The sequence below is a fragment of the Paenibacillus sp. GM2 genome (genome assembly GCF_900069005.2).
Classification (GTDB): Bacteria; Bacillota; Bacilli; order Paenibacillales; family Paenibacillaceae; genus Fontibacillus.
Window position 1 is genome coordinate 613,530 of the sequence record NZ_LN831279.1, and the last position, 14,512, is coordinate 628,041.

A 14,512-nucleotide genomic window follows, 5' to 3' on the forward strand; every position below is an offset into this window, starting at 1 on the left:
GCGCGGGCACCGCATCGGTCCGGGCAGCGTCCGACTCGTTCTTCTCCTTATGGCTTAATCAAGCCAAATGGAGAAGAACGAGCGTCGTCTTGCTGGATTCGTTCGAGCGGGCCCTGTTCCCATCGCTGCCGCTGGCCTGGCTGCGCGGCAATACGGCGATGCTCGCCAGGCTCGCCGCCGCTCGCACTGAAGCTGGGCTAAGCCCAGCTTCGAATCAAACCTGCCTCATGCTCGGCAGGCTGCTTACAGATGATCGCTTCTCAATAATGAAGTTTACTGCAGCAGTATTGGATGAATTAAATGCCCGGCGGATATATATGAAGGAACTGCTTACGGATACAGAGTGGAGGAAGGCGGAGGTTCATGAACCGGGCAGCGGATTATTTCTGTGGGTACGGCTCCCGGAAGGAATTTCCTCGGAGGCGCTGCTGAAGGCCTCAATGCTAGAGGGGGTGGCATTTACACCGGGCGCTCGCTGCTATGCCGCTTTAGAGGAATGGAAACAGCCCCCGATTACGGAAGGGGACTGGATTCGGTTGAATTATGCAGCTTATCCGGCAATGGGAATCGCTGAGGGCATAGCGCGGATCGAAGACGCCCTGGCAGAGTTCACGGCGAGGAGCTAGGGACAAAAACACCGCATGCTGGTTCGCATGCGGTGAAAGGCAGGATTGGAGTGAGAATTCCTGCTGAAGGAAATATTGTTTTATAGGAAGGATCACGCTTTTACTCTTCCGCAGAAGGAGCAGAAGTACGCCATGCCTCGATGATGTGACCGTATTGCTTCAAACCGTGTTCGCCCTCAGAGGTCAGGACATAACGTCCGCGTGAAACTCTGCGGAACCAGAGATAGTAGTTCTTTTGCAGAATTCCTGCGGTCTGGCCGATGCCGCTTAGCAGCTTAATGTCTTTGGGGGCCATCTCTCCGCCTTCTTGCAGGACCATTGCAATACGCAGCGCTTTCTCGCGGTACGCGGTCATCAGCTTCGTGCCGTGGCTGCCGCCTACATTATAATCGCCGCTTCTTTCATTAAATTCATACTGCAAGCGGGCAGCCCGGGCCTTAACGACCTTCTGCGAAGGCGCGGGCAGATGCTCTCCAGGCATACAATGAATCTCCACAAAGGGCTTCTTCGTCTTGTACTGCGTAATCGTAATGAAGCCAAGGCCGAGTCTGCGGCACAGATTCGTGATTTCGCTCCAGCGCTGATTATGCGCTCCCTTCTTGGCTCGCGCTCGTTCTACAGCCAAATATACCTCGCTGCTGAGCTTCTGACGCTCCAATCCTTGCAGGAGAAGGGGCAGATTGAAGCTCTTCTTCATTTCTACGATTAATGGCTCATCGTTCTCTGGGCGATATCCGACCAGATCACAATGCCGGACCTCGCTTTTTATTTCATATCCCCGCTCTTCAAAAAAAGCTTTTAGCGGAGCATACAATTCCGTCTCATGCTTGACTGCCATGCATATCTCCCTCTACTTCCAAGATTTACACGCTAACGAAACTGGGAAACGTTATTGACGCAAAAACGCTATGTTTTTATTTCTAACGAAACACATACACGCTATTAGGAGAAAATACGGCCAAAACGGCTCATTTTAGCTCAAATAACGCTCCCCAGTTTCGTTAGAAATCTAATGCCCTATATTGGCACAAATAACGCTCCCCAGTTTCGTTAGAAATCCAATGTCCTATATTGGCACAAATAACGCTCCCCAGTTTCGCAAACTATTCCATCGCTTTGTTGGTGTCAGCCGGCCGTCTTTCATAGGGCTGCTTGGCCCAGTGAATTGGAGGTGTATGCACTCAAAGCTTTGTTCCTTTTGGCTAAGCTTCGTTTCCGGGTTCAGCGCATGCTCCATTTACTCATCTATGGCACATGCTGTTGCTATGACTTCGGCGATCTATCGATGGTTAGATGCAGCTTATAACCCAAATTATAGCACAGCCTGAAGCGCTCCTCGATCATTTGCATGATGCAAGTATGAAACTGGACTATTCCGACTGGAATAATTAATACGGATAAAAAAGGTCAACTTCTTGCTTGTTTCCGCATAGGTATGTAATACACTTTTTCTAATTAAGTCAGGTGTAGAGGTTTGACTAAATAAATGATGATGCTGCAGGTTATTCCATTGCTGGTCAGGATCAAAGGGACGGGGAGACCCCAAGCGGAGTACAGGAGGTACCGAACATGGACATTTTTGAACGTATAGCGGCTTACCGGGCGGAAAGCGATGCTTTAGCATGGAACGGAACATTTAAGGACTATGTCGCTCTGCTCGCCGAGGATCCTTCACCTGCCATGACAGCCCATGCCCGGGTGTATGAAATGATCGAGTCTTACGGCGTGGAAGAGCTGAATGGCCGGAAAAAGTATAAGTTCTTTGAACAGGAAATTTTCGGACTGGATCGGGCTGTGGAGAAGCTGGTAGAGGAATATTTCCATTCCGCGGCCAGAAGGCTTGATGTCCGCAAACGCATCTTGCTGTTAATGGGTCCGGTGAGCGGGGGCAAATCGACGCTTGTCACAATGCTGAAGCGCGGTCTGGAGCAATTTTCCCGTACACAGCGCGGAGCGGTCTATGCCATCTCTGGCTGCCCGATGCATGAGGAGCCGTTGCATCTTGTCCCTCATGAGCTGCGCCCGGAGGTAGAGAAGGCGCTTCAGGTCAGAATCGAGGGGAACCTCTGCCCGGTCTGCCAGATGAGACTGCGTACAGAGTTTGGCGGAGATATCGAGAAGGTGCCGGTTGAAAGGGTGCTGTTATCTGAGGAAGGGCGGATCGGGATTGGCACATTCAGTCCTTCAGATCCGAAATCACAGGATATCGCCGACTTAACCGGAAGCATTGACTTCTCCACGATTACGGAATTTGGCTCTGAATCCGATCCCCGAGCTTACCGTTTTGATGGTGAATTAAATAAAGCGAATCGCGGGCTGATGGAGTTCCAGGAAATGCTGAAGTGCGATGAGAAGTTCCTCTGGAATCTGTTGTCCTTGACGCAGGAGGGGAATTTTAAAGCGGGAAGATTTGCTTTGATCTCGGCCGACGAGCTCATTGTGGCACATACAAATGAATCCGAATATAAATCCTTCATCGCGAACAAGAAGAATGAAGCATTGCAATCGCGGATGATCGTCATGCCAATCCCATATAATCTGAAAGTATCGCAGGAGGAGAAAATCTACGCCAAGCTGATCGGCCAGAGCGATATGGGACATGTGCATATTGCTCCGCATGCTCTGCGTTCCGCGGCGATCTTCTCTATACTGACCCGGCTGAAGGAGACGAAGAAGCAAGGCGTCGATCTCGTTAAAAAAATGCGCCTCTACGACGGGGAAGAGGTGGAGGGCTACAAGGATGCGGACTTGAAAGAGCTGCAGAATGAATATTTGGAGGAAGGAATGTCCGGGGTCGATCCGCGTTATGTAATTAACCGGATATCCAGCGCCTTGATCAAACAGGATATTCAATGCATGGGTGCGCTTGATATTCTTCGGGCAATTAAGGATGGCTTGGATCAGCATGCTTCGATTACGAAGGAGGAACGCGATAGATACTTGAACTTTATCAGCATTGCTCGCAAGGAGTATGACGAGATCGCAAAGAAGGAAGTTCAGAAGGCGTTCGTCTATTCCTTTGAGGAGTCGGCCAAGACACTGTTCGAGAATTATCTAGACAATATTGAAGCGTTCTGCAACTGGACGAAGCGGCGCGACCCGCTTACAGATGAGGAGCTTGATCCGGATGAGCGGCTGATGCGTTCGATTGAAGAGCAAATCGGCATTTCCGAAAATGCCAAAAAAGCTTTCCGCGAAGAGATCTTGATTCGCATCTCCGCTTACTCCCGTAAAGGCCGTAAATTCGAGTACAATCATCACGATCGATTGCGGGAAGCCATCGAGAAGAAACTGTTCGCGGATCTGAAGGACATCGTCAAAATCACGACTTCTACCAAGACGCCGGATGAGAGTCAATTGAAACGCATCAATGAGGTCAGCAAGCGCTTGATTGATGAGCACGGCTATTGCCCTGTATGCGCGAATGAACTGCTGCGTTATGTGGGGAGCCTGTTGAACCGTTAGATGATCCCGCTATCAGGGGCAGGAGACATGACTGGGGGCATGGGCTTCCTGCTTCTATAGGAAGATAAGCTGAATTATAGATTATAGTCTGCCACTTGATAGTGGCGGGCTTCTTTTTTGCGATAAAAAAGGGTTACATATGGCCGTGAAGCTGCTGCTTTCATGAAGCAAAGGTACAGTGAAGATCAGCAAAAGTCGTTATCATTTGTATATTTATTCATTTTCTGAAAATGGCTTAACAAATCATAATATTTCCACTACAATGAAATAACAGGCTTGACCGGCTAAATGGTTCGGAGCGCAGTACAATCCATGTTGAAAAAAAGGGCGTACCCTGCCGCGGTGCGCTCTTTCCCATTTTTTACGAGCAGGTCGGATCTATATGTTTCTGCGCGAGGGCTAAGACCATACTCACAAGAAGGGGCTTACTTCATGAAAAAGAAAATAACCGATATTGTAACTATTATCTTGGGCGCATTGATCTTTGCATTGGATGTAAATCTGTTTGTTATTCCTAATGACTTTGGCGAAGGCGGCGTTACCGGGGTCACCATCATTTTGTATTATTTGTTCCAATGGTCTCCTGGACTTGTTAACTTCATATTTAATTCGATATTGCTGGTGGTCGGGTACAAATTTCTCGATAAGCAGACAACCATATATACAATTATTGCTGTCGTATTTAATTCTCTTTTCTTGTATCTTACAGAGGGATGGAGCATCGCCTCCCATGATTTAATGCTGAATGCTGTCTTCGGTGGCGTATTTGCCGGGGTGGGCATCGGGCCCATTATTAAGGTGGGCGGGACGACAGCGGGATCTACGATTCTTGCCCGGCTTATGAATAAGTATCTGGATTGGAATGTAAGCTATGCTTTGCTATTTTTCGATTTGATTGTTGTCTTCGCCTCCTTGTTCATTATTGGGGTTCAGAGCTTGATGTTCACCATTGTGATGCTGTTTGTCGGTACCAAGGTAATGGATTTCATTATAGAAGGCCTGAATCCGAGAAAAGCAGTAATGATCGTATCCAAGGAGCAGAATCAGATTGCGGAGCAGGTTAATGTTCTGATGGAGCGGGGCGTAACCGTGCTTCATGGACATGGCTTTTATACGAAACTGCCGCAGGAAATCTTGTATATTGTCATTAATAAGCAAGAGATTAGTCAACTGAAGAAGATTGTTAAAGCGATCGATACGAATGCATTTATCACCATCCATGATGTACGCGATGTATTCGGGGAAGGATTTATGGAGCTGTCGAAATAGGCAGCTCTTTTTTTGTAGAATATTAACCCCATATTAGAAGATTTTCCACCTCACTTCCAGGTAGAGAGGGGGTAATATAGAGGTGATTACACATCTTGGGAGGTGCTTCATGAGGATCATAGTGGAAGACACGGAGGAACAGTTTCATATTGCGGCTGCGCTTGAAATTGCAAAGCAAATTGTAGCGAAGCCTGATAGCGTAATTACGTTTGCGGGGGGCGAGACAACGGTGGGAGTCCATCGGGAGCTGGCCCAATTGCGTCGTCAATGGCGTATTGATTTTTCAAAAATGAAGGCGTTTACATTGGATGAGTATGTCGGTCTATCTCCAGATGATCCGCGAAGTGTCAGCTACCGGATTCGTCACCAGGTATTGAACCCTATCGGCTTGCAAAGCGACCATATTTATATGCCGGACGGCATGGCCGAAGATCTGCAGCAGGCTTGCACTGTCTACGATAGACTCCTTGATGAGCATCCTGTTGATCTCGAAATACTCGGGATCGGGAGTAATGGCCATATTGGATTTAATGAGCCGGGGACCCCTTTTCATCTGGATACACATGTCATTCATTTGGCCAGTCACACGACGCAGGATAAAGCCGGATTCTTCGGCGCAGTCGGCAGCGTCCCTGAGCAAGGGATTACCGTAGGAATTCGGCGGATTATGAGATCGAAGCAGATCCTGCTCCTGGCTAAAGGGAAGGGCAAATCCGAGATTATCAGGCAGGCCTTAATGGGACCGATAACTACGGATGTTCCAGCCTCCGTCCTGCAGCTGCATCCTAGCCTGACGATTATTATGGATAAGGCAGCAGCCGAGCTATTATAGTCACGATTCAGATCCAGGGATAAATTGAAAGGAGATCTAGCCAAATGCGTGTAGATGAGCCAGTAACTGTAGGAATTGATATTGGTGCGACAAAAATATTGATCGGTTCGGTGACCCGTCAGGGCGATATTATTCATCATGCCAGATACGGGATCGATCTTAGCACGGAGTCCTCGCTGAAGGGCAGTATCTATCGTTCCATTGCGGATTATATCCATGGACGCCGCGAAGAGAATATCTCTGTAAATATCGGAATTGGAGTGTTTGGCCACGTTGATTTTGAACAGGGGGACTGGCTCGGAACGATGAGGGTACCGGGGATGGAAATGATTCGCTTCAGAGACGATCTGAAGCAACGCTACGGGATGAACGTAGCCATCGATAATGATGTACATACGGCGGCACTGGCTGAGCTTCATCTCGGAAAAGGCCGGGAGTATCGCCATTTTTTATATGTTAATATCGGCACAGGGATTGCTGCGGGGATCATCAGTGACGGCAGACTGATCAGGGGAGCCTCCAATTATGCCGGAGAGATCGGTCATACCTTCGTCGGGCGTGACATGGAACAGTGCATGTGTGGGAGTAGCTGGTGTCTGGAATCCGCTGCTTCAGGAGGCGGCATGATCAAACGGGCCATCCGCTGGATCAGTGACTATCCGGATTCGAGACTGGGCCCTCTTATTCAATCAGGTGGGATTACATCCGTGGATATTTTTAGAGAGGCGCGCAGGGGAGATCTATTATCGATGAAAATACATAAGGAGTTCATCTGGTCGATCGGGATCGGACTGGTTAACCTGGTGAATATCCTTAACCCGGAAGCGATTATTCTGGGCGGCGGAGTGATGAGGGATAGCTGGCTGTTGAAGGAGCTTAGCGATTTTGTATATCAGAATACAACCGGGGTATCAAGGCGAGGGCTGAAGGAGATCTCACTTACGGAGTTAGGACCACAGGTGACCGGATTGCTTGGGGCGGCCTGTCTGGCATGGGATTATGAGAAAATTGGATAACCATGCAAATTTCCCCGAATGCCTGCTTTGGGCAAACCTGATTTCAGCGAATTAAATGACGTGGGCAGGTCAGGGAGAGAGGACGATAACTGGATGAAAATATTGATTAATCATATCGGGTATGAGCGAAAGGGAACGAAGCGTGCTGTCATCATGGGCAGCAGTACAGATGAGGTCAGCAGCTTTCAAGTGGTGGATCAGTCGAGCGGGCAGATGGCTTATGCCGGAACTGTCCAGTGCTGCGGAACGGTGGGAAAATGGAGGAATTGGTTTTTCTGGACGGCAGATTTTGATGGGTTGCAGGTCGAGGGACGGTATGTCATTGAATGTGATACGACACACGGTGTGATTCGTTCCTATGATTTTGCTATAGAAGATCATTTGCTTGGAAAACAAAGTCTATCGGATGTCATTTTCTATCTCAAAGCTCAGCGGTGCAGTGGAGATTTTGACCGCGCGGACCGGAATATTCCGTTCGCCGGAGAACGGGAAGGACGGCATGACTTGCACGGGGGATGGTACGATGCGACCGGGGATTATGGTAAGCATCTATCGCATCTGTCGCATGCGACTTATTTTAATCCGCAGCAAGGCTCCTTTGCAGCATGGGTTCTGTTCAAGGCGCATGAGCTGCTCGAGGAATCAGGGAATCGCCACTACTATCAATTCAAGCGCAGACTGCTGGATGAAGCGATGTATGGTGCGGATTATATGTTCCGGATGAGGGCGCCCTCGGGCAGCTTCTTCCGCTCGGTCAGACGCAGTGGAGAGTTCATGAAGGCGGAGGACCGGAGCATTTCGTTCCAGTACAAGAATTCTTCTTCCCAGTTTGGAGCAGCGGCTACGGCTGAGGTTGAAGTGATTACCGATGAGTCCTATGAGACAGGGTTCCGTCAAGGCGCTGGATTTGCCATCGCTGCGCTGGCTGCTGCGAGCCGGCACGCTTACCCTGGCGATTATTCGCGCGAGCAATATTTGCAGGCAGCCCGGGAGTCGTATGAATATCTGGCGGAGAATAATGCCAAATATTTGAACGATGGCAAGCCGAATCTATTGGATGAATATTGCCGGTTAATCGCGTTAGTTGAATTGTACCAGGCCTCCCTGGATCCGGATTATCTGAAACAGGCGGGTGAGAGCGCTGAGCGGTTAATCGGTTATATAAAACCAAGTTCAGAGTGGGGATGTTATTGGAGTGCCAATGAGGAGGGACGCCCGTTCTTCCATGCTTCGGATGCCGGCCTTCCGGTAGTAGCACTGCTGAATTATTTGCAGATTGAGAAGAATCCGTCACGCCGCAGCAATATAATGGAGGCGGCCCTTCGGGTTATGGAATCTGAACTGAAAATAACCGGGGAGGTTGTGAATCCGTTCGGATTGGCACGGCAATATGTACAAAGCAGTGATGGACGGCGATATACTTCTTATTTCCTGCCGCACCAGACAGAGGTCTCCCCTTGGTGGCAAGGGGAGAACGCACGTCTTGCGTCTTTAGCCACAGCTGCCAGACTGCTGTCCAAGCAGTTAACAGAAGCTAAGGATACTGCGTTCAAGGAAAGGTTGTTGGCCTATGCCGACGCTCAGTTGAGTTGGATTCTCGGACTTAACCCGTTTGACAGCTGCATGCTGCAGGGCTCCGGGCGGAACAATCCGCAGTACCATTTTGTGAATGGGTTCGACTATATGAACTGTCCGGGGGGAATTTGCAATGGCATTACCTCTGGATTAACCGATGAGGAGGATATCGAACTTTTCATCAAATCAGAGCCGGGTGTTGTTGATGACAATTGGCGCTGGGCCGAGCAATGGCTGCCGCATGCCTCATGGTATATGTATGCGGTCGCGCTTGGCGACCTGTCGGATTCCGAAGATCAGTAAGCGGGTCCAATTGTAAATGTAAAGACTAGATCTCGATTAAACCGCCGGACTGAAGCACCGGTGGTTTTTTATTTGTTCTAGCCGCTCTACTCTATTTCGGCCAATGGGCTATACTTGCGTTGCTTCTCCCTCACATATCACCGCGCCGCTTGAATATACTTAGTTACAGCTACTTTTTAATCCCCTGACATTCCAATAGGGAGGTGCCCACTGTGTCATCTTCATTTGAACAGAATAAGTTCAACTTCGTCGTCTCCAAGGAAGATTGGTCGCTGCATCGCAAAGGTTATCAGGATCAGCAGCGCCACCAGGAGAAGGTGCGGGAAGTCATTCGGCAGAATCTGCCGGACCTGATTACGGAAGAGAATATCATTATGTCGGACGGCAAGCAGATTATTAAGGTTCCACTGCGCAACTTGGAGGAATACCGCTTCATCCATAATTTCCAGAAGCAGAAGCATGTAGGGCAAGGGAATGGGGACAGTGAAGTTGGCGATGTGCTGGCTCAGGATCAGCCGAAGGAGGCTGGCAAAGGAGGGAAAGCAGGCAATCAGCCCGGACATGATGTCGTAGAGGCCGAGATTAGCATCGAGGATTTAGAGGATATGCTGTTCAATGAATTGGAGCTCCCCTTTATTGAAGATAAGGATAAAGAGGAGATGGAGACGGTCTCGTTCCGGTTCAACGATGTCCGCAAGAAGGGGCTGATGTCCAACATCGATAAGAAACGGACGATTCTGGAAAACCTGCGTCGCAATGCGACCTCCGGCTCTCCGGGTATCCATGGCATCTCACCGGACGATCTGCGTTATAAGACATGGGAGGATGTCAAGGTCCCCCGCTCCAATGCGGTCATTATTGCCATGATGGATACAAGCGGAAGCATGGGCAATTTTGAGAAGTATTGTGCTCGAAGCTTCTTCTTCTGGATGACCCGATTTCTGCGCCGGCAATATGAGAAGGTAGAGATCGTGTTCCTAGCTCATCATACGGAAGCGAAGGAGGTTAGCGAGCAGGATTTTTTCACCCGTGGCGAGAGCGGTGGCACGATCTGCTCGTCCGTTTATCAGAAGGCGCTGGAGATTATAGATGAACGGTATCCTCCGTCCAGCTACAATATTTATCCTTTCCATTTCTCCGACGGCGATAATCTCACTTCAGACAATGAACGTTGCACGAGGCTGATTAATGAGCTTTTGAAGCGCTCGAATATGTTCGGCTACGGGGAGGTCAATCAATACAACCGCGGCAGCACCTTAATGTCCGCTTATCGCAATTTGAGGCATGAACGGTTTCTGTACTATGTCATTAAGGAGAAGGGTGAGGTGTATCAGGCCTTGAAACGCTTTTTCCACAAACGGGAAGGAGGCGAATAACGTGGCGGCTGAGCTGGAACAGTTGGAGTATTCGATTCAGGAAATTATGGAGATCGCCGATGGATTTGGGCTGGATTATTATCCGATGCGTTACGAGATCTGCCCGGCTGATATCATCTACACCTTCGGGGCTTATGGGATGCCGACTCGCTTCAGTCATTGGAGCTTCGGAAAAACCTTCAATAAAATGAAGATGCAGTATGATTTTGGGTTAAGCAAAATTTATGAGCTCGTCATTAATTCCAACCCATGTTATGCCTTCCTGCTGGAAGGCAATTCGCTGATACAAAACAAGCTGATCATTGCCCATGTGCTGGCTCATTGCGACTTCTTCAAGAACAACCTTCGCTTTTCGGCTACGAATCGTGATATGGTCGAGAGCATGTCTGCGACGGCGGAGCGGATCAATCGTTACGAATTGATTCATGGTGCAGGCAAGGTGGAGGCATTTATCGATGCCGTTCTGGCTATCCAGGAGCATGTTGATCCGCAGCTAATCAAGCCACATCGCTATGATAAGCGGCAGCAGATGGAAGAGAAGCAGCGTCAAGCTAAGGAGAAGAAGAAAGCGCCGGTCCGGCAGGGAGAATATGACGACCTGTGGGGACTTGAGAATCAGGGCGCAGCGTTTTCGGATAGTGAGGATGCGATTCCGTTTCCACCGGAGCAGGAGAAGGATATTCTCTGGTTCATCCAGGAGTACTCAGAACATCTGGAGGACTGGCAACGGGATATCATGAGCATGCTGCGCGAGGAAATGCTCTATTTCTGGCCACAGATGGAGACGAAGATTATGAATGAAGGCTGGGCTTCTTATTGGCATCAGCGCATTTTGCGCGAGATGGATCTGAGCAGTGAGGAGACGATCGAATTCGCCAAGCTTAACGCTTCCGTTGTACAGCCTTCGCAAAGCTTGAATCCCTATTACCTGGGCCTGAAAATCTTTGAGGATATCGAACGGCGCTGGAACGAGCCGACAGAGGAGGAACGGACGAGATTTGGGCGGGTTCCCGGGCAGGGCAGGGAAAAAATCTTCGAGGTGCGTGAGCTTGATTTGGATACTTCATTCCTGCGCAGCTATTTAACGAAGCAGTTAGTGAACGATCTGGATCTGTATATTTTCGAGAAGCAAGGGCCAGAGTGGAAAATTACCGATAAAAGGTGGGAGAATGTACGTGATCAACTGGTTGCCTCCCGCATGAACGGAGGATTTCCTTACGTTGTTGTGAAGAACGGAGATTATGACCGGTCTGGTGAGCTGCTGCTGAAGCATCAATATGACGGTCTGGAGCTGGACCTTAAATATCTGGAACGCACGCTGCCGTATGTCTATACGCTCTGGGGCAGACCCGTCCATCTTGAGACGATCGTCGAGAACAAATGCGCTTTGTTTAGCTATGACGGCAATAAAGTGAGCCGGAGGATTGTATAAGGTTTAGAAGTGAAGTGGGTAAGAAGTTAATGTAACCTGTAATGATGAGCCATAGCCGGATCCTCGATCGGGATGTTAACTTGACAAACTGATTTTATACGTGATCTGGAGCTATGGCTTTGCTGTTTTAGATTGATATCCTGTGCATATTGTACATTTGAAGAGTGCACGCTCTATGAAAAGGTTAATGGCCATAGTAGGAAAGATCGACTCTCTCCATCTGTTGAATATAACGCTGAAGTTGTTCTTTATGTATATCTATTTCATAGGCTTTCTTAGCCGCTTCACGAAGAAAGGCTTCCATTTTGGACTCTAGCTTAACAGCAGACGCGCCTTTCCAATCATGTAAACGACGGTATAGGCTTCTCATTTGCTGTTCTTGGAGTTGGAGCTTTTGCTTTAAATACTCGCATTGCTGAACTGCTCTCCTTAGATCCTCAAGTTCTAGGGATATTCGACTCATACAATTTACACCACCCTTTGTTCTAATTTAGTGCTGTTGATCGGCAGCGATGAATAGCTTTGCCTTCAAGTCGATGTAATTAGCAATATCTGAGATGGATTCAAGATACCATTGATTTATTTTTCTGAAGGAATCGGTCGCATCGTAGATGATTGGTCTCAGAGCGTTGCTCTGACTTGTCTCTACCTCTGCTTGGAATAAACGAATCGCAAGATGAATTCCACTGTCAAATTCCTGCAGGCTGTTTCGCATTTGTTGCGCGGTTCTTTGCAGTTCTTCAGGTGTAAGCTGAATGCTGCCCCCGTTCATGTTCCCTATAAAAGTTACCACATCGCTTCCCGTCCATCTGCTAGTTGCAACCATCTCCTCATAGGCAGAAACTCTCGGATTAAACTCTACCGCTTCACCGTCCATAGTAAACAGGTTATTAACCAGATTACCGTTTTCATCAAATTTGAAATATTCTAGGGAATGATATTCCTCTCCAGCAATAGAATTGTACATTTTCATGAGTGCCGACTGTTTCCCTAAGGGATATGTATAAGGAACAAATTGAATGGGTGTCCATTTATAGCCAAAGAGCATTTGAGCAAACCAATTATCTCTTCGTTGAGGAACAGAGAAAGGGATATATATTGTATTGTATCTATCGTTAGCATCATTAAAGGTAGAGTTAATGTAATAAGTTTCTCCGACATGAGGCTCTGAATTAACTGCACCAGAACCGATCGCGTCCCCAGGATGAACGTAAGCAATATTCGTATCGCGGAACTTACTATTCTTCACTTTCTCCTGAAGATCATCGGACAGAAGATGTGTGATGCTAGGTGCATTAAAACTTACTGAATTCAACCCATTACGGACTGCGACATACTCGGCCTCTGCTCCTCCTAGAGAGTGGCCAGTAGTGGATATTTCGGCGGTAGGATATTGTTTCTTAACAGCATCATACAAATTTTGGGCTTGTGTAAATTGATTATCCTGGTATTTGGCTTCATATTGCATGAAAGGTAATGCATTTTGGAGCGGTAGTTGATTGATTTTATCCTTATTCTTCTCATAATACTTATGAACTTCTTCTAAATTTTTGGGGCGATTACCGATAACATCATTAATATCAGTTCCATAGTCCATAAGCACGCTCCAAACGGGGCGGTCCGGGGGTTCTGTACCTCTATAGCCGATAATGACCTGATTTGTTTTCTCATTATAGAAGACCGTTGCATCAAAACCAGAGCCATTGGTGTCGTGCAGCATGGCTCCTTCTGGTTCAACAAGGCTCCAATTTGGAATACTATTGAGATCTTCATTAGTAATATCCCTCACATATGCTAAGCCTGATATCTCCCTATAAGTTTTATCATTTATGTATGTCATAAAGCTCCCTCCTAGAAAAATTTAAATTTAAATTTTATAATCAGGAAGTATGTTGTAATAATTTCATGATTTTACATTTTGGATAATCGGTACTATTATACTATATAGGATAAAATTAGGATATGCGGAATGTGTTTTAACTACTATGAAAGTTCTCTTTTTTGAAACGATAATAAGTAGTAAGAGGGAATTCATGTGGGGAAAACTGTTAATTTTATTAGGAATATTTTTTGTTATATTTATCGTCATTGGAGCATATCGCTACAAATATAATTTGGAGAGGAAGGCAATAGTCGAGACAGGCATTAGAATGCATCTCAATGTTTTTATAAGGGGACATGAAGATACATCCATTTTGGGTATATACGATTATGAAGAAAAAGTTAGTGGAAGGTGCGGGGGTGTTGAAATGCGGAAGAAGCTGTTGATTTTACTAGGGATATTTCTTGTTATATTCATCGTCATTGGAGCATTTCGTTACAAGTACAATTTAGAAAGGGAAGCAATAATTGAGGCGGGCACGAAAATTAGTCAAGAACACATAAAAGAACATTTTAATAGTGACTTTGTTATAACAGACTATGATATTATTCATTCTTCAATAGATAATAGAATGTATATTGATGGTTATATTAAAGGACATGAAGATGTAAAGATTAGTGTGATTTACGATTACAAAAATAAAGAGGTATGTGGTGTTGGAGGTCCCAAGTGGTTTCTTAATAGTGAAAAGAAGGATATACCATAACCAATGTGGTTTCGATGAAAGAATCTGAGT

Annotated in this window: 12 protein-coding genes; 9 read left to right on the forward strand and 3 right to left on the reverse strand. The window is 47.2% G+C overall.

The features are described from left to right. Positions 1-626: aminotransferase class I/II-fold pyridoxal phosphate-dependent enzyme (locus BN1360_RS12565; protein WP_324254266.1), on the forward strand; the 626-nt coding region annotated here is incomplete at its 5' end. Between the two features lie 100 nt (positions 627-726). On the opposite strand, the gene BN1360_RS12570 is transcribed toward BN1360_RS12565, so the two are convergent. Continuing rightward, positions 727-1,464: a DUF2161 domain-containing phosphodiesterase gene (locus tag BN1360_RS12570; RefSeq protein WP_068780201.1), complete on the reverse strand. Its 738-nt coding sequence runs from the start codon at positions 1,462-1,464 to the stop codon at positions 727-729. Between the two features lie 731 nt (positions 1,465-2,195). Between BN1360_RS12570 and BN1360_RS12575 the strand changes: the two genes are divergently transcribed. From BN1360_RS12575 to BN1360_RS12605, 7 genes are all read left to right on the forward strand, one after another. After that, entirely contained in the window at positions 2,196-4,091 is a 1,896-nt protein-coding gene (locus BN1360_RS12575) for a PrkA family serine protein kinase (protein ID WP_068780202.1), read from the forward strand. Positions 4,092-4,523: 432 nt separating this feature from the next. Next, positions 4,524-5,360, forward strand: coding sequence for a YitT family protein (locus BN1360_RS12580; protein ID WP_068780203.1), 837 nt, complete (start codon positions 4,524-4,526; stop codon positions 5,358-5,360). 109 nt (positions 5,361-5,469) lie between these two features. Then, positions 5,470-6,192, forward strand: a complete 723-nt coding sequence (locus BN1360_RS12585) for a glucosamine-6-phosphate deaminase (protein ID WP_068780204.1) — start codon at positions 5,470-5,472, stop codon at positions 6,190-6,192. 44 nt (positions 6,193-6,236) lie between these two features. Beyond that, on the forward strand, positions 6,237-7,208 hold the full coding sequence (locus BN1360_RS12590) for an ROK family protein (protein WP_068780205.1): 972 nt from the start codon (positions 6,237-6,239) through the stop codon (positions 7,206-7,208). Between the two features lie 93 nt (positions 7,209-7,301). Next, entirely contained in the window at positions 7,302-9,086 is a 1,785-nt protein-coding gene (locus BN1360_RS12595) for a glycoside hydrolase family 9 protein (RefSeq protein WP_068780206.1), read from the forward strand. A gap of 212 nt (positions 9,087-9,298) precedes the next feature. After that, positions 9,299-10,462 (forward strand): sporulation protein YhbH, encoded by a 1,164-nt coding sequence (gene yhbH / locus BN1360_RS12600; protein ID WP_068780207.1) that lies wholly within the window; start codon positions 9,299-9,301, stop codon positions 10,460-10,462. A 1-nt stretch (position 10,463) separates the two neighbouring features. Next, positions 10,464-11,894: a SpoVR family protein gene (locus BN1360_RS12605; protein ID WP_068780208.1), complete on the forward strand. Its 1,431-nt coding sequence runs from the start codon at positions 10,464-10,466 to the stop codon at positions 11,892-11,894. A gap of 184 nt (positions 11,895-12,078) precedes the next feature. Here BN1360_RS12605 and BN1360_RS12610 read toward each other — a convergent pair whose 3' ends face one another. Next, positions 12,079-12,357 carry a hypothetical protein gene (locus tag BN1360_RS12610; RefSeq protein ID WP_068780209.1) on the reverse strand — a complete coding sequence of 93 codons (279 nt, stop codon included), beginning with the start codon at positions 12,355-12,357 and terminating at the stop codon, positions 12,079-12,081. 27 nt (positions 12,358-12,384) lie between these two features. Beyond that, the gene (locus tag BN1360_RS12615) at positions 12,385-13,734 is read right to left on the reverse strand and encodes a hypothetical protein (RefSeq protein ID WP_068780210.1); all 1,350 of its coding nucleotides are present in this window, start codon (positions 13,732-13,734) and stop codon (positions 12,385-12,387) included. 145 nt (positions 13,735-13,879) lie between these two features. Here BN1360_RS12615 and BN1360_RS12620 point away from each other — a divergent pair, with 145 nt between their 5' ends. Next, entirely contained in the window at positions 13,880-14,482 is a 603-nt protein-coding gene (locus tag BN1360_RS12620) for a hypothetical protein (protein WP_229520994.1), read from the forward strand. The last annotated feature ends 30 nt before the right edge of the window (positions 14,483-14,512 follow it).

Coding starts and splice junctions, on each gene's coding strand:
- BN1360_RS12570 (WP_068780201.1), bottom strand. CDS start 1,464: ATGGCAGTCAAGCATGAGACGGAATTGTATGCTCCGCTAAAAGCTTTT.
- BN1360_RS12575 (WP_068780202.1), top strand. CDS start 2,196: ATGGACATTTTTGAACGTATAGCGGCTTACCGGGCGGAAAGCGATGCT.
- BN1360_RS12580 (WP_068780203.1), top strand. CDS start 4,524: ATGAAAAAGAAAATAACCGATATTGTAACTATTATCTTGGGCGCATTG.
- BN1360_RS12585 (WP_068780204.1), top strand. CDS start 5,470: ATGAGGATCATAGTGGAAGACACGGAGGAACAGTTTCATATTGCGGCT.
- BN1360_RS12590 (WP_068780205.1), top strand. CDS start 6,237: ATGCGTGTAGATGAGCCAGTAACTGTAGGAATTGATATTGGTGCGACA.
- BN1360_RS12595 (WP_068780206.1), top strand. CDS start 7,302: ATGAAAATATTGATTAATCATATCGGGTATGAGCGAAAGGGAACGAAG.
- BN1360_RS12610 (WP_068780209.1), bottom strand. CDS start 12,357: ATGAGTCGAATATCCCTAGAACTTGAGGATCTAAGGAGAGCAGTTCAG.
- BN1360_RS12615 (WP_068780210.1), bottom strand. CDS start 13,734: ATGACATACATAAATGATAAAACTTATAGGGAGATATCAGGCTTAGCA.
- BN1360_RS12620 (WP_229520994.1), top strand. CDS start 13,880: ATGAAAGTTCTCTTTTTTGAAACGATAATAAGTAGTAAGAGGGAATTC.